We start from the raw sequence: 21,031 nt of genomic DNA on the forward strand, positions 1-21,031 counted from the left end.
ATGCAGTAACCATGCATCCAGTTTCACCTATCGGTAACCAGTCGGAAAAGACTTTGCCCCTCGGGATCCGCCAGCAGCGCCGCCACCGTGCGGGCCATCACCGCCCGGGCCGGGCCGACGCCGAGCCCCAGCCCGTCGCGCAGCATCGACCAGGCCGACCACATGCTCGCCGCCACCAGGGCGTGCACGAGCTGCTCCCGCCCCGGGCCGGCGCGGTCCAGCTCGGCGGCGAAGAGCTGCTCGATCTCGTCGCGCACGCGGTCGATGTGCTTGCGGCGGTTGCGGTGCAACTGCGGGGAGAGTGGCTCGCGCAGCTGCGCCGCCCGGGCGGACGGCGCGATGAGGTGCAGCAACCGGGCCCGCTGCCGGCAGTAGGCCTCGACCCGCGTGGTCAGTGGCAGCGCCGGGGAGATCGGCCGCCAGGCGGCGTCCTGGCGGCGCAGCAGTTCCTCGCCGCTGGCCTCGAACAGCGTCTCCATGTCCTTGAAGTTGGTCCACAGCGCGCGCAGCGAGACCCCGGCCCGCTCGGCGATCCGGTCGCCCGTCGGGCGCAGGTCGCCTTCGCCGACGAGGGCGAGGTGGGCCTCGACGATGGCGGCCCGGGTGCGGGTGGCCCGCGCGGTCCGTCCGTCGACCCGGCCCGGGAAACCGCTGCCGCCCATCCCGCCCGCCTCCTCCACGCACGCCGAGTCTAGGGCCGCGCCGCGCGGCGGGGCGGCCGCCGTGGCGGCCGCCCCGGAGGCGAGGCTCAGGAGCTGGGGCAGGTGTTCCGGTACTCCTCGATGGCCAGCCCGCTCGGTCCCGGGCAGAGGAACTGCTCGTAGCGGGTGTCGTTGTCCACGAAGCGCTTCAGCCAGGCCACCATCTGCTTGGCCATCGGCGTGTTCACCGTCTGGGGGAAGAAGTGGCTCGCCGCGTTCAACTCCAGGTACGCCTTCTCGGACGAGGCCGGGATGCTGTTGTAGAAGGGCTCCGAGTGGCTGGCGACCGGGGCCACGGTGTCGCTCTCACCACCGATGATGAGCGTCGGCACCGCCAACCCGGACCAGGTCTTGTCCAGGTTCCAGGGCGCCAACGGGACGGCGGCCTGCAGGGACGGCCGCGCGGCGGCGGCTTCCAGCGTGCCGCCTCCGCCCATCGAGTGCCCGGCCACGGCGAGCCGGGTGGCGTCGATCCGGCTCCGGACCGTGCTGCGCTGGACGAGGTAGTCCAGCGCGGCCAGGAGCTGGCGGCCCCGGCTGTCGGGCTGGTCGAGGAGGGTGTTGGTCTCGATGCCGATGACCACGAAGCCGTGCGAGGCGATCCGCGGTCCGAGCCAGCTGAGACTCGACCATGTGGCGGTGAAGCCGGGCGAGATCGCGATGGCGCCGAAGGTGCCCTCGCTGGTGCTGGTCGGGTAGTAGACGACCCCGCCGCCGAAGCCCGTGACGCTCAGCGCGGAGACGCTGTAGGACGAGGTGGCGAAGGGGCCGCGGCTGGCCTCCAGGATGGCGCTGGTCGGCGCGGGGCCGCGCTCGTAGGGGTTGGCGGCCGCCTGCGCGCCGGCGGGGACGGCCACGGCGCCGCCGACGGCCAGGACGGCCGCCACGGCGAGTCGGGCCAGGGCGCGGAGACGGGTACGGGGACGGGGGGTGGTGGCTGGTCGCACGTCGGTCGCTCCTTGTCGGATAGGGAGATCCATCGACATGCGTCAGTATTGGAGCGCGCACACGGCCACCGCATCGGCGAAATCACCGGTCGTCGTTGCCGGGCGGCGGGCCTTCGCGCGGCGCGGCCCGGCCCGGCTCGGTGACCTGTCCGTGACGTCAACAGTGGACGATGGGCCGATGCAGCTCACCCGACGGAACCTGCTCGGCGTGACCGCGGCGGCCGGCGTGACCGGCCTGGCCACCGGCTGTGAACCGGAACGGCGGGAGCCAGCCGCGCCGGCGCCGGACGCCGCTCCGACCCTGGACCCGGCGAGTTGGGAGAGCGTACGGGCGCAGTTCGCGCTCGACCGCGGCCGGGCGCACCTGGCCACCTTCGTCTTCGCGCCCCACCCCGCGCCGGTGCGCGCCGCCGTCGCCACGCACCGGGACGGGCTCGACCGGGACGCGATGGGCTACCTGGGCGCCAACGAGGAACGCCTCGACGGGGCGGTGCTCGGGGCGGCGGCCCGCCACCTCGACACCCGCCCCGACCAGATCGCGCTGACCGACTCGACCACCATGGGCCTCGGGCTGGTCTACACGGCCGTGCGGCTGCGGCCGGGCGACGAGGTGCTCACCACCGAGCACGACTTCTACGCCACCCACGAGTCGTTGCGGCTGCGGGCCGAGCGGGACGGGGTGACCGTACGCCGGGTGCGCCTCTACCGGGATCCGGCGGTGACCACCGTCGACGAGATGGCCGGCAACCTGGCGGCGGCGGTCTCCGCCCGCACCCGGGTCGTCGCACTGACGTGGGTGCACTCCAGCACCGGCGTGAAGCTGCCGGTCCGGCAGCTCGCCGAGGCGGTCCGCGCGCGCAGCCCCGAGGCGCTGGTCTGCGTCGACGCGGTCCACGGCTTCGCCGCCGACGCGGCCACACCGGAACAGCTCGGCTGCGACGTGCTGGTCTCCGGCTGCCACAAGTGGCTGCTCGGCCCGCGGGGCACCGGCCTGGTCTGGGGCAGCACCCGGGCGTGGAGCCGGATGACCCCGGTCATCCCCACCTTCGACCGGCGCAGCATCGGCCGGTGGCTGTTCGCGGGCACGGGCGGGCAGCCGACGCCTCCCGGGCCCGCGCACACCCCGGGCGGCTACCACAGCTTCGAGCACCGCTGGGCGCTCGCCGACGCGTTCGAGTTCCACCACCGGATCGGGCCGGCGCGGGTCGCCGAGCGGAACCGGGACCTGGCCGGCCGGCTCAAGGAGGGTCTGGCCGGCATCCGCGGGATCCGGCTGGTCACCCCGCGCTCGGCCGACCTGTCCGCCGGGGTGGTCTGCTGCGCCGTGCCCGACATTCCGGTCGGTGAGGCGGTGGGCCGGCTGTACGCGGCCGGCGTCATCGCCAGCAGCACCCCGTACAACCCGTCCCACCTGCGGTTCGGCGCGACGATCGCGAACAGCGAGGCGGACGTGGACGCCGCGGTCGAGGCGGTGCGCGGGCTGGTGTGAGCCCCCGGCCGCCGCGACCCGCAGGTGTGCCCCCGCGTTTTCCGGGAATGGCACGCCGACGGCCGGCGAGTGGCGACGGAGGTCAGGTGGGCAACGGGGGGCGGGATCCGGGTGTGCCGCGCGCGGGAGGGGCCGAGTCGCGCCCCGGTGCGGAGCACGACCGGCCGCGACCCGCCGACCCGCACCACAGCGCCAGGACGATGTCCGACCCGGACGTGGTCCTCCAGATCCCCCACCTCCGGGTGGACGACATCTGCGCCGAGGTTGACGACCTGGACGCCCACGTGTCCCTGCGCGCCCGGCTGGGCGGCCTGCTCCAGCTCGACGTGGGGGTGCAGGCCCGGCTGGGCACGGTCCGGATCGACATCCGCGGCGTGACCACCGAGGCGATGCTGGAGGTCCGGCTCGATGAGCTGAACGGCATCCTCGACCGCGCGTTGAGCACCGTCGACCGCAACCCGCAGATCGTCGAGGCGGTGGTCGGGACCGCCGACACCACGGCCGAGCGGGCGGTACCGCCCGTGCCGCCGGCGCCGGAACCGCCGCCCCGGACGCCCCGGCGACCGGCCGACGCGGCGGGCGGGGCGACCGCCTCCCCGGGGCGTACGGCGTGGCGACGGATGAAGAAGATCGCCAAGGACGGCCGGCCGCTGCGGCGGGCCGCGGCGCGGCTGCTGCCCGGCGCGGGACCGGAGCCACGCCGCGACGGTTGAGCGGCCGGGCTACTCGTCCAGGTCGGTGCGCGGGACCAGCTCCGGTGACCAGCGGACGTCGTAGTGGGGCGCGGCGACCGACTGGGCGAAGGCGGTCGACGCGGCGCGGGAGCTGACGATCCGCCAGTCCTTCTCCTTGTCCACCTCGAACCAGATGAGGCCGATGACGTCCCGGTGCTTCGGCAGCGTCCGGAAGGTCTCCCGGATCCACTGGGCCTTGTGCCCCCCGGCGTCGGAGGCGCCGGTCTCGGTCACGACGAGGGGCCGCCGGCTGAAGGTGCGGATCTCCGCGATGGTGGGGCCGAAGATGGCGTCGAAGGACGAGTACCGCGACCAGGCCCCGGTGCCGTAGTAGCCGGTGGTGCCCACCCAGTCGACGTAGTCGTCGCCGGGATAGAACTGGGCGAGGTTCGCGGTGGTCTTGCTCCACCGGGCGTTCGGGCTCCACACCCAGGTGACGTTGGTGGCCCCGGCCCGCTCGAAGAGGTCGTGCACGTGGCGCCAGGCCTCGACGTACTCGCCGGGCCGGTTGCCGTTGGCCTTCTCGCACCACGGGTACCAGTCGCCGTTCATCTCGTGGGCGAACCGGATGGCGACCGGGTAGCCGAGTGATTTCACGCCCTCGGCCCAGGAGCGCAGGTAGCCGTCGAACTCGCCGCCCGCGATCCGGGACAGGCGGTAGCGCGGCTGGGTGGAGCGCAGCCGGTCGATCTGGCGGGCGGTCAGCTTCTTCTGCTTCCGGGCCGCCCGGTCCGCCTGGTAGTCCCAGGGTTCCCAGCCGAGCATGGGCAGCATGCCGCGGTCCTTGATCCGGTCGAAGAGCACCCGGTCGAACGTGCCGGACTCCCAACCCACGCCGAAGAGCATCACCTGCGGCTCGCGCCGCGCGGCCGCGGCGAAGCGGTCCACCGCCGTGAAGTCGTACGGGCCCTTGTCGGTCATCACGCCGACGAAGGCCTTGCCGGCCGGCGGGAAGAGTTCCGGGGCCAGTTGGAGCGGCGGGCCGTCGGCGCCGGCCGGCACCACCGCTCCCGATTCGGCTGCCGCGGGCGGCCGGGGCGCGGCGCCCTCCCCGCCCCCGCTCGTGGTGACCGGCGCCAGGGCGACGGCGTAGGCCAGCAGCACCGCGGCGACCACCAGCACGAGGACACGCGGCCTGGTCAGCCGGACCACGGCACTACCTTCTCCACCGCCACCCGCTCGAACATCGAGCCAGTTTATGCCGATTGTTGGTTTATGTCCGGAAAACTAGTCCGCCAGCTTCGCGCGCGGGACCATCCCGGGTGACCAGCTGAACCGGTAGCGCGGGTCGGCGACCGCCGTGGCGAAGGCCTGCGCCACGGCCGGCGAACTGACGATGCGCCAGTCCAGCTCCTTGTCCACCTCGAACCAGATGAGGCCGAGGATGTCCTCGTGACGCGGCAGCGCCCGGAAGGCCTCCGCGATCCATTCGGCCTTGCGCCCGGTGGCGTCGGAAGCACCGGTCTCGGTGATGACCAACGGTTTCCGGCTGAACGCGCGGATCTCGGTGATGGTGGGGCCGAAGATCGAATCGAAGGGCCGGTAGTCCGTGTAGGCCCCGATGCCGTAGTAGCCCGTGACCCCCGCCCAGTCGACGTAGTCGTCGCCCGGATACAACCCGGACAGCTTCGGGAGCGACGCGTCCCAGCTGGCGTTCGGGCTCCACACCCAGGTCACGTTGGTCACCCCCGCCGCGCGGAAGAGGTCGTGCACGTGCCGCCACGCCTGGACGTACTCGCCGGGCCGGTTGTCGTTGGTCGCCTCGGACCACGGGTACCAGTCGCCGTTCATCTCGTGTGCCAGCCGGATGGCCACCGGGTAGCCGAGGGACCTGATCCCGTCGGCCCAGGACCGCAGGTAGGGGTCGAAGTCCCCGGCCGTGATCCGGGACAACCGGTAGGCGGGCTGGTGGGAGCGCAGCTCGTCGATCTCCCGCGTCGGCAGGTTCCGCTCGCGGGCCGCGCGGTCGACCCGGTGGTCCCACGGCTCCCACCCCAGCATCGGCAGCATGCCGCGGTCCTTGATCCGGTCGAAGAGCGTCCGGTCGAACGTGTCCAGGTTCCACGACGCGCTGAAGAGCATCACCTGCGGCTGGTGTTTCGCGGCCGCCGTGAACGAGTCCACCGCCGCGAAGTCGTGCGGGCCCTTGTCGGTCATCACACCGATGAACGCCTTGCCGTCCGGCGGGAAGGGTGCCGCGGCCGGCCGGGGCGAATCTCCCGGCTCGGCCTTCGCGGGCCGAGGCGGGGATCCCGGCTCGGCCGTCACGGGCCGGTCGGACCGGCCGTCCTCCCGGTCCCCGAACATGGCGGTCGGCGCCACGGCGGCCGCGTAGGTCAGCAGCAGCGCGCCGGTCAGGACGAGCACGATCCGCCCGGCGGTCAAGCTCCGCACAGCTACTCCTTCGTCCGGGAGACCATGTCGGGCGACCAGGTGACCTGGTAGCGAGGGGCGGCGACCGCGCCGGCGAAGGCCGTGGACACGGCCGGGGAACTGACGATGCGCCAGTCGAGTTCCTTGTTCACCTCGAACCAGATCAGCCCGATGATGAACGGGTACCTGGGCAGGGTCTGGAAGGCATCCCTGATCCATTCGGCCTTGCGCCCGATGTGGTCGGATCCACCGGTCTCGGTGATGACCATCGGCTTCCTGCTGACGGTGCGGAGTTCGGTGATGGTCTTCTTGAAGACCCCGTCGAAGGAGAGGTAGGGCGCGAAGTCGTACTTGCCGTAGTAGCCCGTGACGCCCACCCAGTCCACGTAGTCGTCGCCCGGGTAGTAGGTGGAGATCGGCGGGGTCAGGTCGGTGTAGCGGACGTTCGCGCTCCACACCCAGGTGACGTTCGTGGCCCCGACCGCCCGGAACACGTCGTGCACGTGGCGCCAGGCCTTCACGTAGTCACCGGGCCGGTTGCCGTTGACCAGCTCGCACCACGGGTACCAGTAGCCGTTCATCTCGTGGGCGAAGCGGAGGGCCACCGGGTAGCCGAGCGACTTGATCCCTTCCGCCCAGGACCGCACGTAGCTGTCGAACTCGCCGCCCGCGATCCGGGACAACCGGTAGCTGGGCTGATCCGAACGGACCGCGTCGATCTGCTGGGCGGTGAGCTTCTGCTGCCGGGCCCGCTCGTCCAGCCGGTAGTCCCAGGGTTCCCAGCCCAGCATCGGCATCATGCCGCGGTCGCGGATCCGGTCGAACAGCGTCCGGTCGAACGTGGCGGACGCCCACCCCTCGCTGAAGAGCATGACCTGCGGCTGGTGCCTGGCGGCCGCCGCGAACCGGTCCACCGGAGTGAAGTCGTGGGGACCCTTGTCCGTCATGACACCGATGAACGTCTTTCCCGCCGGCGGGAAGGGTCCGCGCGGCCGGGGCGCCTTCGCCTCGGCCGTCACCGCCCCGCCCCGGCCCTCGGAGCCGGTGGTGGGCGCGATGGCGAAGGCGTACGTCAGCAGCAGCGCGCCGGTCAACACCATCACGACCCGCGGAAAGGTGAATCGGATCATCGCAGAACCCCCTCGGCCGCGACCCGTGACCTCGGCGGGTGGACCTCCTCGGTCTCCCCGCGAGCGGGGGCGGGCGCGGGCACGACCACCTCGTCGTCCTTCCGGCGGCTGGCCCGCAGGTTCGACGCGAGCGCGATCAGGGGCGGACCGAGGCCGGTCAGGAGGGTCAGGACGGGCCACACCCGCAGCAGGGGTGAGCTGTTGTCCAGCACGAAGCTCGCGCCGAGCAGGCCGGCGGAGACGGCCGCCCAGCACAGGTGCAGCCGGAACGTGCGCAGCGATTCGATGGTGCGCAGGCTCCCCTTGGCCGTCACGACGAACCCGAGCTTGCGGCGCAGCAGCGCGGTGAACCCGGCGGCCACGTAGACGGGCCCGGCGAACAGCGCCAGCGCCATGCCGGCCATGCCGATCTCCTCCCGTTCGTGCGGGGCGATGTTGAAGCGACGGAGCCAGAGCCACAGCAGGAACCAGGTGCCGAAGGTCGAGCCCCAGAGCACCGACCACACGGTGACGTCGAGCTGCGCCGAACCGACCCCGGTGAGCAGGTACATGGCGGTGGCGAGGTTGCCCAGCAGCAGGCTGACCGCGACGCTCGGGTAGTAGAACTGGAGCAGGCGGTACTGCCAGCGGCGCCGGGACGGCAGCTCGCGCGGTGCGCGCAGTTCGGGCCGGACGAGGATCTCGCAGATCCCGGCCGCCCAGCGCTTCTGCTGGTTGAAGTAGTCCGCCCACGAGGTCGGGCCCTCGCCGATGGCCACCACGTCGGGCGTGTAGACGCCCTTCCACTTGTTGCCCGTCTCCGGGTTGGTCGCGGCGTGGATGCGGATGCTGGTCAGGTGGTCCTCGATGATCGAGTCCTGGTAGCCGCCGATGGTCCGCCAGGCCGCCGGCCGGTAGAGGTGGCCGGTGCCGGTGAGCAGCGGCGCGTCCAGGCCGTTGCCGCCGCGGGCGATGAGGCCGTTGTAGAGGTACTGCTGCACGGAGGCGCCGTGCGCGACGAAGTTCTGGTGCATGTTGCCGTACACCTGGGGGGTCACCACGAAGGCGACGTCCGGGTCGCGGAAGTAGCCGAGGGTGCGTTCGAGGAAGTTGGGCAGTGGCACGTGGTCCGGGTCGACGTTGGCCACCACGTCGTACCGGTTCTCGTGCTCGGCGCGCCAGGCGTTGTGGTTGCCGGACTTGGTCCGGGCCCGGAACTCCCCGCCGGGCTGGTTGTACTCCGGCCGGCCCTTGCGGCTGAAGTGGTGGACGCCGAGCCGCGCGGCCATCTCCTTGACCGCCGGGTCGTCTCCCTCGTCGAGGATCCAGACGTCGACCCGTCCGCAGTAGACGATCTCCCGCAGGCGCCGCAGCGTCCGCTCCGCCACGTCGAGCGGCTCCTTGCTGGGCACGATCGTGGTGAGCAGGGCGACCCGGAGGCCGACCGGCGGGTCGACCGGCACCGGGTCCCGGGCGTGGAACGCGAACACCCACACCACCACGTTCTGCGCCAGGCGGATCAACTCGACGCCGACGACCACGCAGAAGCCCAGCCGGGCCGCGATCGTCTGCCAGCCACCGGCCCCGAACACGCCGGCGCCGGGCACGTGCTCGGGCAGCAGCAGCCAGCCGACGAACAGCAGCCCGGCCGCGCTGTTGACCAGCACGAGCAGGGTCAGCACCAGCCGCGCCGCGGGCGAGGCGGCGTGCCGGAACTCCACCGCCGCCCCCGGGCCCCGTGGCGCGGCCAGCGGCCCGGCGGTGGCGCCGCACCGGGCGTACGCCAGGCGGGCCCGGATGTTCAGCTGCCGGCGGTCGGGTCCCTTCCGGGCCGGCGGTCCGGCCGGGACGATCGCCGGCGGACGGTTGCCTGAGGCGCCCGGCGTGCTGGCCCGGGACGGGCGTGTATCAGCGGCGATGGCCACGTTTTCCCCCATGGTGATCTCGCCACGAACCCTGAGCGGGCAGTGGGGTTGAAAGGTCGTGCTCGGTCAGAGGGCGGCGTGCTCGTCCACCAGGAGGGCGAGGGTGAACCCGGTCGGGTGCCAGACCTGCGCCACCTCGTATCCCGTGCGGAGCAGCCGCTCCGTCGCGCCGCCGACGGGCGGCACGGGATCCGTGCGTTCGCCGGGGCGGATCACCCACAGTCGCCGGACGCCCCACAGGCAACCGGCGCAGCCGCGCGGCGGCGCCGCGGCGAACAGGTCCGTCGGCCGCCGGTCGGCGGGAAGGTAGCGGGCCACCAGGGCCCGCGCGTCCGCGTCGCCGTAGACCACGCCGTCGGCGGGCAGCCGCCGGGCGCCGACGATCTCGGCGACCTCGCGGGTGGCCTGCCCGTGCCCGTCGGGCGCGCGGACGGCCGCCTGGGCCGGCGCGACGATCAGGGCCAGCGCGGCCACCGCCACCACCCACCAGGCGGGGCGCACCCGGGACAGGGCGGCCGCGGCCAGGGTCGCCCAGGCCGGCAGCGTGAAGAGCAGGCTCGACGGTGACCAGACCGGCGTCGCCTGCGCGAGGAGCAGCAGGCCGAGCGGCGGCAGCACCGCCCACGCGGTGCAGATCGCCGCGGCGCGCCGCAGCGGGAGGCTGAACAGCGCCAGTCCGAGCAGCACGGCGCCCAGCGCGGCGACGCCGAACAGCTCCCGGGGGGTCGCGGCGAGGGCCGCCAGGTCGGGGCGGGCCGCCGGCGCGACCTGCCCGCCGGCGCGTACCCCGGACCAGAGCAGCCCGGCGGCGGGGAGCACGCCGAGGAGGGCGGCGGCCAGCCACCGGCCGGTCATCCCGCGGCGGAACGCGAGCACGACCCAGCCGTGCCCGACGAGCAGCAGGAGCGCCATCGCGTGACACAGGCCAAGCAGGGCCACCGCGGCGGCGTACGGGGCGAGGCGGCGCAGGCTCGGGCGGTCCAGGGCGGGCAGCAGGAACCAGGTGGCGAGCACCGCGGCGAACAGGGCGAGGGCGTACGGCTGGGCCTCCTGGGCGTACCGGGTGACGCTCGGCAGCAGCGCGAAGATCACCCCGGCGAGGACCCCCGTGCCCGACGCGAACATCCGGGCGGCCAGCGCGCCGACGAGCGCGGCGGTCGCCGCCACGGCGAGCAGGGACGGTACGCGCAGGGCGAGGTCGGTGGTGCCGAAAGCCGCCGCCCAGGCGCGCATCAGCAGGTGGTACGGCACGAGCGTGACGTCGCCGCCGGGGAGCCCGTCCGGCCAGGGGGAGGTGGCGGCCCGCCAGGTCGCCAGCTCCGCCAGGCGCAGGCCGGGAGTGCCGGCTCCCACGACGCCGAGCGCGCCGGCCAGCAGCGCCGGCAGCAGCCAGGCGGCGAGCCGCCAGCGGGAGGTGTCGTCCGGTGGCCGGTGCCCGCCGGCCCGGGAACCGAGAGCACGGTCCTCGCCCCACGGGTCCTCGACCCGGATCTCTCCCGACCCGAGCCGGGGCAGGACCATGGTGTCCGCGTCCATCATCGTGACTCACGCATCCCTGTGGGTGCCGGCGACCTGGTTCCAGCCGCCCCGGGGCGACGCCGGATCGGCGTGCTCGCGACGGTGCGACCGCGTGTTACGGCCGGCACCGGGAGTCCCCGGGTCGAGGACTGGATGACACCGTGGAGCTTAATGACCCACTCCGACATAACGCTCATATACGACGAACCGGACGGGGCGATACCCCGGACGGGGGAGGTCACCGGCGTGGCGTCCGCCGCGCCCCGTCGCGCCAGGTGGGAGCTGCTCCGAACCACCGCCGGGCAGCGGTTTTCATGCAAGCATCGGTCCGGACGACGGCGACCGACCGGCCGCTCCAGCTGGCCACGCGCCAGGGACGCCGGGGGGGGCGACGTGAGGGCACTGGTCTGGCGGGGCGTGCACCAGCTGGCCGTGACCCAGGTCCCCGACCCGGAGCTGCGCAACGAGCAGGACATGATCGTCCGGGTGCGCAAGAGCGGCACCTGCGGATCCGACCTGCACCTGCTCGGCGGCCACCTGCCGTTCCCGGCGCGCGGCGACGTGCTGGGGCACGAGTTCCTCGGCGAGGTGGTCGAGGTCGGGCCCCGGGTACGCCGGCACCGGGTGGGCGACCGGGTGGTGGTCTGCTCCGTCGTCTCCTGCGGCCGGTGCTGGCACTGCGGGCGGCAGGAGTTCTCGCTGTGCGACAACGGCGGCGCCGGTGAGGGAGACCTCGCCCCTGGCGGCCGCTACGGCCACGCGCACGGCCCCGGCGGGTTCGCCGGCAGCCACGCCGAGTACGTCCGCGTCCCGTACGCCGACCAGGGCGCCTTCACCGTGCCGGACGGCGTCACCGACGAGCGGGCGCTGTTCGCCTCGGACGCCGCCCCGACCGGCTGGATGGGCGCCGACCTCGGTGGCGTCCGCCCCGGGGACGTGGTGGCGGTGTGGGGCGCCGGCGGCGTCGGCCAGCTGGCGGCGCGTGCCGCCGTGCTGCTGGGCGCGGAGCGGGTCGTCGTGATCGACCGCCTGGCCGACCGGCTCCGGATGGCCGAGCGCCACCTCGGGGTCGAGACCCTCGACCCGGAAACCCAGGAGATGGCCGGCGAGCTGCGGGAACGCAGCGGCGGGCGCGGCCCGGACGTGTGCATCGAGGCGGCCGGCGCGGCGCCGCCCGGCGGCGGCCCGCGGCGTCGGCGCGACCGGCTCGGACACCTGCTCCGGCCGGAGCCGGACCGGCCCGTCGCCGCCCACGAGGCCGTCCGCCACTGCCGCAAGGGCGGCAGCGTCTTCCTGCTCGGGACGTACGCCGGCGCTGTCGACGGGTTCCCGCTCGGCGCCGTGGTGGACAAGGGCCTCACCCTGCGGGGCGCCCAGCAGCACGGCCGCCGGTACATCCCCATGCTGCTGGAACGGATGGCCCGCGGCGAGCTGGTCACCGAACACCTCGCCACCCACACGATGCCGCTGGACGAGGCGCCGCGCGGCTACGACACGTTCACGAACCGGCGCGACGGCTGTGTGCGGGCTGTCTTCGAGCCGGGCCGGTAACCGGCCTGTCGGCCACGTCACTTCAGTGTGCGAAACTTTGCACAGCCTGCAAGATCGCCGGTAGGGTCGCGCGGTGACCCTGGACCGCCCTCCCGCCGACGGCGGCCTCCGCGACCGCAAGAAGCGGCGGACCCGCACGGCGCTGGCCACCGCGGCGCTGCGCCTGGTCGCCGAGCACGGGCTCGACCAGGTGACCGTCGAGGAGATCAGCGCGGCGGCCGACGTCTCCTCCCGCACCTTCTTCAACTACTTCCCGAGCAAGGACGACGCCCTCATCGGCGACCAGGCGGCGCTCAACGCCCGGTTCGTGGCACGGCTCGGCGAGGCGCCACCGGACGTGCCCGCCCTCGCGGCCATCCGCGCGGCGCTCGGCGAGGTGATCGAGGAGATGCAGGAGGACCGCGAGCTGTGGTTGCTCCGGATGGACGTGGTCATGCGGAACCCGGCCCTGCTGCCCCGCCTGGTCGCGGCGGGCGCCGAGGCGGAGCGTTCGATGATCGACGTCGTCGCCGCCCGGGTGGGCGTACCGACCGACCACGTGTTCCCGGCCCTGCTCACCAGCGTCACCGGCGCCGCGTTCCGCGCCGCCGCGCTCCGCTGGGCCGCCACCGCCGGCGCCCGCTCCCTCGCCGACCTGGTCGACGAGGCGTTCGACACCCTCGCCGCCGGCCTGCCGGACCCCGGCACGCCGAAGCCCCACCCCACCCGCACTCCGAGCTGAGGAACCGCATGTCCGCACCCACCGCGCCCGCCGACGCCGCCGAGGTCGGCCCGGCCCGCATGTCCCGCCGCGAAGTACTGCAGGCCCTCTCCGGCCTCATGGTGGGCATGTTCGTGTCGATCCTGGCGTCCACGGTCGTGGCGAACGCGCTGCCGCGCATCATCGCCGACCTCAACGGCAGCCAGACCGTCTACACCTGGATCGTCACCACCGAACTGCTGGCCATGACGGCGACCGTGCCCCTCTGGGGCAAGCTGGCCGATCTCTACAGCAAGAAGCTGCTCATCCAGTCGTCCCTGGCCCTGTTCGTGATCGGCTCGCTGATCGCCGGCTTCACCCCGAACGTCGAGGTGCTGCTGCTCAGCCGGATCGTGCAGGGCGTCGGCGCCGGCGGCATGACGGCGCTGGCCACCATCGTGATGGCCGCCATGATTCCGCCGCGCGAACTCGGCCGGTACGCGGGCATCTTCGGCGCCGTGTTCGGCGTCGGCACCATCGCCGGGCCACTCATCGGCGGGGTCCTGGTCGACACCTCCTGGCTCGGCTGGCGCTGGTGCTTCCTGATCGGCGTCCCGTTCACCCTCCTGTCGATCTTCCTGCTGCAGCGGACGCTGCACCTGCCGGTCGTCCGGCGCGAGGTGCGGATCGACTGGCTCGGCGCCGCCCTCATCACGACGGGCGTCTCGCTGCTGCTGGTCTGGTCGTCGCTGGCCGGTCACAAGTTCCCCTGGGCCTCCGGCTGGACGGCGCTCATGGTCGGCGGCGGCGTCGCGGTGCTGGCGGTGGCCGTGTTCGTCGAGTCGCGTGCCGCCGAGCCGGTCGTCCCGCTGGACATCTTCCGCAACCGGACCGTCTCGCTGTCCACCGTGGCCAGCGTCCTGGTCGGCGTCGCGATGTTCGGTGGCACCGTCTTCCTGTCGCAGTACTTCCAGATCTCCCTGGGCAAGTCGCCGACCGTGGCCGGCCTCATGAGCCTGCCGATGATCTTCGGCCTGCTGATCTCCTCGACCGTCGCCGGTCAGCTCATCACGCGGTACGGGCGTTGGAAGATCTTCCTGGTCGCCGGCGCCGCCGTCATGACGGCCGGCATGCTGCTGCTCGGCACCATCGGCGCGGGCACCGGCGTCGTCGTGGTCTCGGTCTACATGGCGGTGCTGGGCATCGGCGTCGGCATGCTGATGCAGAACCTGGTGCTGGCCGCCCAGAACGACGTGCCGGCCAACGAACTGGGCGCGGCCACCTCGGTGCTGACCTTCTTCCGCAGCATGGGCGGCGCCATCGGGGTCAGCGCCCTCGGCGCCGTCCTGGCCAACCGGGTCACCGAGCTGATGACCGAGCGGCTCGGCCCCGCCGCGGCCGGTGGCGGCTCCTCCGCCGCCGTGCCGGACCTGTCCACGCTCCCCGAGCCGGTGCTGCGCATCGTGCAGGACGTCTACGGCAACGCCACCGCCGAGCTGTTCCTGGTCGGCGCGCCGCTGGCCCTGCTCGCCATGGTCGTGGTGCTGTTCATCAAGGAGAAGCCCCTGCACACGCTGAGCGGCGACGAGCGGCGGGCGCAGGAGGAGGCGGCGCAGGCCGCCGCCGTCACCCACTGACGGGCCGTCCGGCGCGGGTCCCGCGCGGCCACCGGTTCCGGGGCTGCGCGGACCCGCGCCGGATGGAAGGATGACCGGGTGTCATCCCTCGCGTTACGGCACGTCACCTTCCTCGGTGGACATCCGCGTGGCACCAGCGAGACGAGCGGGCTGACCGCCGTCGTCGACCGCTCCGGCATCGACCTGCGCCGGCCGATCCGCCGGTTCCTGCGCCTGCCCTGGCCCACCCTGCGGGGGCTGGACATCCGCACCCCGAGCCTGCTCTCCATGGCGCTCGACGGTTACGGCCTGCGTTCCGGCGGGGCGCACCTCGACCTGCACCTGGACCAGGGGGTGTGCCGGTTGCACGTCGACGGCCCGCCGGCGTCGGAGCTGCGCGAACGGCTCGCCGCGTGGGCGGCCGAGGAGGCGGGGCCGCCCGAGCCGCTGCCCGCCACGCCCCCACCGCCGCCCCGGCAGATGCGCGGTCCGGTCGACGTGGTCCGGGTGTCGCTCGACATCTGGCGGGCCGCCGGCGTCGGCCGGGAGTCCGTCCCCGACCGGAGCAGCCTGGCCTACCGGCTCAGCCTGGCCGAGGACCACCGCCTCTGCGGCCGGTTCACCGAGGCCGTCGCGCTTCTCGAACCCCTGGCCGCCGGGGCGGCGACGGCGTTCGGGCCGCTCGACACCGACGCCCTGACCGTCCGCAACGCGCTCGGTCAGGCCTACCTGGCCGCCGGGCAGGTCGACGACGGGCTGGACGTGCTGCGGGAGGTGGTCACCGCCGCCGAGCACGGGCAGGGCGCCGACGCCGAGCTCACCCTCGTCATCCGCAACAACCTGGCGGTCGGCTACCAGCAGGCCGGCCAGTACGCGCAGGCCATCGAGCTGCACGAGCAGAACATCCGGCACAGCGAGCGCACCCACGGGCAGCTGAGCCGGCAGACGGTCGGCCGGCGCAACAACCTGGCCGCCACCCTGGCGCTGGCCGGCTACCGGCGGCGGGCGATCGCGCTCTACTGGGAGGTCCTCGACGCGCTGCCGGACGGCGCCCGCGACGACACCCTGGCGGTCACCGCCCGGCAGAACCTCGCCATCCTGCACAACCCGTCCTGGCGACCGTGACCGGTCAGGGCAGGGCCGACGAGCGCTCGGCCGAGCCGGCCCGGCGGGCGCGCGGCACCACGTCGTCCTTGCGGACGATGGCGGTGACCTGCTCGCCGACCTCACGGGTGAGCCGGTCCGGGCACGGCAGCCCGAGCCGCACCGCCAGGTCCCGCCCGTACAGGTCGACGGCGGCCTCGGCCAGCTCGGCGTAGACCGCCACGGCCAGGCGGGCGCGGTAGCGCGCGGCGGGCAGCGCCACCAGGCCGACCACCAGGGCCGGCCACCAGAACGCCCCGAGGACGGCGTACAGCAGGCCCCAGCCGACCAGCCTTGCGGCCGCCCCGCACCGGTCCTGCGCGGCCGCCAGCTCGCCCCGCGCCTCCTCGGGGAGCAGCAGCCACAGGCGTGGCCACCCGCTCGCCAGGTCGATGCCGTAGCCACGGTGCACCCGGACGTCGGTCGCGTGCAGCCGGTCGCCGATCCAGGTGGGCCGCGCCGGCTCCACGAGGCAGATCGCCGACCGGCGGGCGAGGGCCCGGCGCGTCCGGTCGCGCAGCGCCACGTCACCGGGGTCCGCGAGCAGCGCGCGTTCCGCCGCCAGCACGGCGGCGTCCGCCCGCTCCCACCGGCGGCGGCGCCGGGCGGCGAGCCGGCCCAGCACCGGCCCGGACCCGGGCCGGCTCCACGTCCAGGAGACGAGGACGCCCACCGACTGCGCGACGAGCCCGGCCGCCGCCGCGCCGAGCAGGAACGCGACCGCGCCGATCAGCAGGCCCGCTCCCGATCCACCGGTCGGGTCGGCGGCCAGCCCGTCCCACCAGGCCGCCAGGGCGGGCTGGTCCAGCGCGTGCCGCTGGCCCAGGACCTGAGCCAGGACCACCGCGGCGGCGAACAGCGCGCCCGGCAGCAGCAGCGCCGCCGTCCACCGGGTCACCAGCTGCTTGCCGAGCTCGGCGAGGAGGGCGTTCACAACACGATCCGGCGCTGCCCGAACGGCGCACCGGTCAACCCGCACACCGGCCGGTCACCGTCGCCCTCCGGGACCGCGCGGGGACACGGCAGCGGGCTCGGGCAACCCCAGGCCACGACGGTGGGATGCCCGCCGCCGCCGAGCCACGACTCGAACCCGCGTACGCCGGTGGTCAGCCCGTCGATGCCGTGCCGGGCGAAGGCGTCGTCCAGCCGGTCGAGGTCCTGCTCCAGGTGGTGGTCCAGGCGGCCCTGGGCGACGGCCTCGGCGATCCGGTCGAGCACGTCGGCGGCGCCGTACCGCTCGGCATGCTGGCGCAACTGCTCACCGACGGCCTGCCGGCACAGCCGGGCGACGCGCTCCGCGACGAGTTCCAAGCCTGCTCCCCGGGCACCGATGGGCTTCCGCTGCCACAGTAGCGACCGGGGCACGCCGCCACCGTCCCCAGAGGCGTGTCGGCCGGCCCGCTTCCGCCCACCGGCCGGGGCGGGCAGGATGGGCACCGGAGATCGCAGGCCGACGCGGGGATCGAGTGGCGATGTCGAGACGGACCACCAGTGCCGCCGTACGCCGGGTCGCGGCGCTGCTCGCGGAATACGAGCGCACCGGCGACCCGTCCGTCCTCACGGGACCGGACCTGTCGGCCGACGCGCACCTCCTCGCCGCGGCGGCCGCTGACCGCGGCGCCGGCCGGTCCGCGGCGCGGGAGCTGGCCCGGCTGCACTGGTACCGCTACCTCGACCTGCCCGGGCTGGACGGCCTGCGGGAGCGCCGGGCCGCCGTCGCGCTTTTCCGGCAGGGGTGCCGCGACGACCCGGACGCGGTGCCGGAGCTGATCCGGGACGAGCAGCCGGAGGCCGGCCGGCCCGACGGCCCGCGGCTGTCCGACGTCCTGCTCAGCCCGCAGCAGGCCGGCCGGATCGCGGGGCTCCGGGACCGGCACCGGGCGGGTTCCGACAAAGCCCTGCGGATGCTCGTCACGCTCTACCGGGAGTGGTTGCCGTACCTGGCCCGCGACCGCGACGAGGCGGCGGACCTGCTCCGTGCCGCGCTGCTGACCGACCTGGCCGAGGCGTTGACGGCCCTGGCCGAGGAGGGCGGGGACGCCCGGACCTACGACGAGGCCCTGGACGCCGTGTCGCAGGCCCTGGCCGCCACCTCGGCGCGGGATCCGCACCGGGTGCACCGGCTGGTCCGTCGCGGCGAACTGTTCGAGCTGTATTTCGACCGGGGCGCCGGCCCGCAGGCACTGGAACTGGCCGTCGGCGACCACCGCCGCGCCGCACAGCTCGCCTGGGGGCGGCAGCCCACCGACCCGCGGGTGGTGGCCCGGCTCGGCGCGGCCCTGTGCCGGCTGCACGACATCCCGGAGCAGGCGTCGGTGGCGCTCCTGCTCGAGGCGACCGCCGCCTGGCGCGACGCGGTCCTCACCATGCCACCCGACCATCCGGGGGCGGCCCCGGCCCTCGATCGGCTGAACACCGTCGTCAACCACCTGGTCCAGGAGATCGGTGCCGATCCGGCCGGCACCATCGTCACCGCCTCCGACCGGCCGGCGGTGCTCGACCGGTTGCTGGGGCGGGCCGAGGAAACGGCCGGACGCGTCACGGTGGATACGGCACCGGCGGCGCTGACCGAAGCGTACGAGTCGGCCGCCGTGCTGGTCGCCGCGGTGCCGGGCTTCGATCCCCGGCGGGCGCGGGCCCTGCTCCTGCTCGGCGAGGCGGAGCTGGCCCGCTGGGAACACGGCGGCGAACTGGCGGGCGCGGCGCGGGCGGCGTCCTGGGCTCAGCTGGCCCTGGACGCCGCCGGGCCGGGGCATCCGCTGCGGCGGGAGGCGCTCAACCTGCTGGCGGGCGCGGCCGCCCAGGCGGGGGTGCACGGGCAGGTCGAGCACCTGGTCGAGGTCGCCGTCTCCGCGGCGCGCGCGGCGCTCGACCTGGCCGACGGCCAGCCGGACGCGCGCCCGCAGCAGCTCGCGGTCCTCGCCGGCGCCCTGTCCGACGCCGGCTGGCTGGCCGAGGACCTGGAACTGCTGGACGAGGCGCTGCGCCACCAACGGGAGGCCCTGGAGCAGACGCCCGCGCAGCACGATGCGTATCCGATGCGGCTCATGCGGCTCGGCGGCATCCTGTCCCGCCGGGCCGTGCTGGCCCCCGACGACGCGCTGCTCGCCGAGGCGGTGGAGACCAGCCGGCGCGCCGCCGAGGCGCTGCCCGCCGGCGACTCCCGCCGGGTCGGCTTCCTGCACAACCAGGCGAGCAGCCTGGCCCTGCACTCGGTGCGCCGGGCCGACGAGGCCGGCCTGCTGGCGGCCGAACGCACGTTCCGCGAGGCGCTCGCCCTGCTGCCGCCGGAGCACCCGGACCAGCCCCGGATCGGCAGCTCGATCGCGGACACCCGGTTCCAGCGGTACCTGCTGGGCGGTGATCCCGACGTGCTGGCCGACGCCGTGCGGCTGGCCCGGGAGGCGGTGGCGCAGACCCCGACCGGGCACCACTGGTGGCCGCTGCGGGCCCGGCTGCTCGCCCGGGCCGCGGCCGCGCTCGCCCGGGCGGGCGGCCCGGACGCCGACCGGGCGCGGGCGGAGGCCATCTCGACGTACGCCGCCATCGCCGCGTCGCCCGTGGTGGAGCCGGAGACCGCGATCGACGCGGAACGCCAGCAGGCCGAGCTGGCCCGGGAGGCCGGCGACCCGGCGGCCCGGCTGGCCGCCCTGGAGCGGGCGGTGCGGCAGCTGCCCGCCTCGGTCGACCGGTCGTCGTCGGGGCACCGCCGGCTGGGCACGGTCGCGGCGCTGGGCGGGGTGGCGACCGAGGCGGCCGCCGCGGCGATCGCGGCGGGCGACGCCGACGGGGCCGTCGAACTCCTGGAACGCGGCCGGGGCCTGCTGTTCCACGAGGCGCTGGGGATCCGCGGCGGCCGGGTGGAGCTGCGCGCGGTCGACGCCCGGCTCGCCGCGGAACTCGACCGGATCGACCGGAAGCTGGCCGAGGCGGACGCCTACACGCAGGTCCGGAAGTTCACCGTCCAGGTGGAACGCCGGACGGAGTCCGGCGAGGTGCTGGCCAGCTCCACCAGGGACTGGGACCCCCGACCGGTCTGGCTCGCCCAGACCCGGCAGCTCGCCGCCGAACGGGACCGGGTGGTCGAGCGGATCCGGCGGCTGCCGGGATTCGCCGACTTCCTCCGACCGCCGTCGATGCCGCTGCTGCGCCGCCGGCTGGCCGGGATGCCGGTCGCCGTCGTCACCACCCACGGCGACCGGGGCCACGCCCTGCTCGTCCCGGCGGACCCGGAGCGGCCCGTGCGGCCGGTGCCCCTGCCCGGCCTGCGCGCGGCCACGGTCCAGCGGCACGTCGTGACCTGGTACGCCGCGGTGGCCGACGCGACCGACCCGACCGTGCCGTTCGACCGGCGCGCCGCCGCCCAGGAGGAGCTGCACGGCATCCTGGCCTGGCTGTGGGACGCCGTCGCCGGGCCGGTGCTCGACCTGCTGGCCCCGGTGGACGGCCCGCCGCCACGGATCTGGTGGTGCCCGGCCGGCCCGCTGGCCCGGCTCCCGCTGCACGCGGCCGGGCACCACCGCGAGCCGGGCGGCCGGCGTACCGTCCTCGACCGCGCGGTGTCGTCCTGGACGCCGACCCTCACGGCCCTGGCCCACGCCGGTGCGGACCGGCCGCCCCGGCAGGCGGCCGCCACGGCCGCCGTCGTCGGCGTGCCGACCGCGCGGGACCTGCCGGCGCTGTCCCAGGTACGCGCCGAGGTCGAGCAGGTCGCCCGGCTGATGCCCGGTTCCACGGTGCTGGCGGGGACCGAGGTGGCGCCCGACGCGGTCGAGGACGCGCTCCGGGCGCACCCGATCGCGCACTTCGCCTGCCACGCCGAGGCCGACACGCGCATCGCCTCGATGCTGACCGGCGGGCTGCGCATCGGCGGCGGGCGCTCGCTCAGCCCGCACATGGTGGGCTCCTACCAGCTGGAGCGGGCCGAACTGGCCTTCCTGTCCGCGTGCGGCTCCGCCGCGACGCACCCCCGGCTGACCGACGAACCGCTGCACCTGGCCGCCGCGTTCCAGCTCGCCGGCTTCCGGGGGGTGATCGGCACGACCTGGCGGACCCCGGACAGCGCGCGGATGGCCGCCGCGTTCTACGCCGGGCTGACCGACGGCGGCACCCGCCCGCCGGACACCGCGGCGGCCCCCCGGGTGCTCGCCGAGACGGTACGGGCCGTCCGCGAGGAGTTCCTGGCGACGCCGACCCGGTGGGCCGGCCATCTCCACGTCGGACTGAACCGGCCGCTGTGAGCGCGC

Annotated in this window: 16 protein-coding genes; 7 read left to right on the plus strand and 9 right to left on the minus strand. The window is 74.7% G+C overall.

Annotated elements, in window-relative coordinates; genetic code table 11:
- Positions 1 to 23: 23 nt before the first annotated feature.
- Both ACQP12_RS20980 and ACQP12_RS20985 read right to left on the minus strand, forming a co-directional pair.
- A complete protein-coding gene (locus tag ACQP12_RS20980) occupies positions 24 to 662 on the minus strand; it encodes a TetR/AcrR family transcriptional regulator (RefSeq protein WP_433289355.1) in 639 nt (212 codons plus the stop codon).
- An 86-nt stretch (positions 663 to 748) separates the two neighbouring features.
- Positions 749 to 1,687, minus strand: coding sequence for an alpha/beta hydrolase family protein (locus ACQP12_RS20985; RefSeq protein ID WP_433281265.1), 939 nt, complete (start codon positions 1,685 to 1,687; stop codon positions 749 to 751).
- 139 nt (positions 1,688 to 1,826) lie between these two features.
- Between ACQP12_RS20985 and ACQP12_RS20990 the strand changes: the two genes are divergently transcribed.
- Positions 1,827 to 3,137: an aminotransferase class V-fold PLP-dependent enzyme gene (locus ACQP12_RS20990; RefSeq protein WP_433281266.1), complete on the plus strand. Its 1,311-nt coding sequence runs from the start codon at positions 1,827 to 1,829 to the stop codon at positions 3,135 to 3,137.
- 200 nt (positions 3,138 to 3,337) lie between these two features.
- Positions 3,338 to 3,850, plus strand: a complete 513-nt coding sequence (locus tag ACQP12_RS20995) for a hypothetical protein (protein WP_433281269.1) — start codon at positions 3,338 to 3,340, stop codon at positions 3,848 to 3,850.
- Between the two features lie 9 nt (positions 3,851 to 3,859).
- Here ACQP12_RS20995 and ACQP12_RS21000 read toward each other — a convergent pair whose 3' ends face one another.
- From ACQP12_RS21000 to ACQP12_RS21020, 5 genes are all read right to left on the minus strand, one after another.
- Positions 3,860 to 5,023, minus strand: a complete 1,164-nt coding sequence (locus ACQP12_RS21000) for a glycoside hydrolase family 26 protein (RefSeq protein ID WP_433281271.1) — start codon at positions 5,021 to 5,023, stop codon at positions 3,860 to 3,862.
- Between the two features lie 75 nt (positions 5,024 to 5,098).
- Positions 5,099 to 6,265, minus strand: a complete 1,167-nt coding sequence (locus ACQP12_RS21005; RefSeq protein WP_433281273.1) for a glycoside hydrolase family 26 protein — start codon at positions 6,263 to 6,265, stop codon at positions 5,099 to 5,101.
- Between the two features lie 2 nt (positions 6,266 to 6,267).
- Positions 6,268 to 7,374, minus strand: a complete 1,107-nt coding sequence (locus tag ACQP12_RS21010; RefSeq protein WP_433281275.1) for a glycoside hydrolase family 26 protein — start codon at positions 7,372 to 7,374, stop codon at positions 6,268 to 6,270.
- Positions 7,371 to 9,290 (minus strand): glycosyltransferase family 2 protein, encoded by a 1,920-nt coding sequence (locus ACQP12_RS21015; protein WP_433281277.1) that lies wholly within the window; start codon positions 9,288 to 9,290, stop codon positions 7,371 to 7,373. Before ACQP12_RS21015 ends, ACQP12_RS21010 begins: the two co-directional genes overlap by 4 nt.
- A gap of 54 nt (positions 9,291 to 9,344) precedes the next feature.
- Positions 9,345 to 10,817, minus strand: a complete 1,473-nt coding sequence (locus tag ACQP12_RS21020; protein WP_433281279.1) for a glycosyltransferase family 39 protein — start codon at positions 10,815 to 10,817, stop codon at positions 9,345 to 9,347.
- Between the two features lie 372 nt (positions 10,818 to 11,189).
- On the opposite strand from ACQP12_RS21020, the gene ACQP12_RS21025 reads away from it, so the two are divergent.
- The 4 genes from ACQP12_RS21025 to ACQP12_RS21040 all read left to right on the plus strand — a co-directional run bounded on the left by ACQP12_RS21025 (position 11,190) and on the right by ACQP12_RS21040 (position 15,767).
- The gene (locus ACQP12_RS21025) at positions 11,190 to 12,347 is read left to right on the plus strand and encodes an alcohol dehydrogenase catalytic domain-containing protein (protein ID WP_433281281.1); all 1,158 of its coding nucleotides are present in this window, start codon (positions 11,190 to 11,192) and stop codon (positions 12,345 to 12,347) included.
- A 73-nt stretch (positions 12,348 to 12,420) separates the two neighbouring features.
- Complete coding sequence (locus tag ACQP12_RS21030; RefSeq protein WP_433281283.1) at positions 12,421 to 13,068, plus strand: TetR family transcriptional regulator; 648 nt, start codon at positions 12,421 to 12,423, stop codon at positions 13,066 to 13,068.
- 8 nt (positions 13,069 to 13,076) lie between these two features.
- Positions 13,077 to 14,663 carry an MDR family MFS transporter gene (locus ACQP12_RS21035; protein WP_433281285.1) on the plus strand — a complete coding sequence of 529 codons (1,587 nt, stop codon included), beginning with the start codon at positions 13,077 to 13,079 and terminating at the stop codon, positions 14,661 to 14,663.
- Between the two features lie 78 nt (positions 14,664 to 14,741).
- Positions 14,742 to 15,767 (plus strand): tetratricopeptide repeat protein, encoded by a 1,026-nt coding sequence (locus ACQP12_RS21040; protein WP_433281287.1) that lies wholly within the window; start codon positions 14,742 to 14,744, stop codon positions 15,765 to 15,767.
- A 4-nt stretch (positions 15,768 to 15,771) separates the two neighbouring features.
- Here the strand turns inward: ACQP12_RS21040 and ACQP12_RS21045 are convergent, their stop codons facing one another.
- Positions 15,772 to 16,719, minus strand: a complete 948-nt coding sequence (locus ACQP12_RS21045) for a hypothetical protein (protein ID WP_433281289.1) — start codon at positions 16,717 to 16,719, stop codon at positions 15,772 to 15,774.
- Positions 16,716 to 17,096, minus strand: coding sequence for a hypothetical protein (locus ACQP12_RS21050; protein WP_433281291.1), 381 nt, complete (start codon positions 17,094 to 17,096; stop codon positions 16,716 to 16,718). Before ACQP12_RS21050 ends, ACQP12_RS21045 begins: the two co-directional genes overlap by 4 nt.
- Before the next feature lie 161 nt (positions 17,097 to 17,257).
- On the opposite strand from ACQP12_RS21050, the gene ACQP12_RS21055 reads away from it, so the two are divergent.
- Positions 17,258 to 21,025 (plus strand): CHAT domain-containing protein, encoded by a 3,768-nt coding sequence (locus ACQP12_RS21055; protein ID WP_433281293.1) that lies wholly within the window; start codon positions 17,258 to 17,260, stop codon positions 21,023 to 21,025.
- Positions 21,026 to 21,031 lie beyond the last annotated feature (6 nt).

Origin of the sequence: Micromonospora sp. CA-244673, assembly GCF_050948395.1 — a bacterium.
In the GTDB taxonomy this organism is placed as follows: domain Bacteria; phylum Actinomycetota; class Actinomycetes; order Mycobacteriales; family Micromonosporaceae; genus Micromonospora.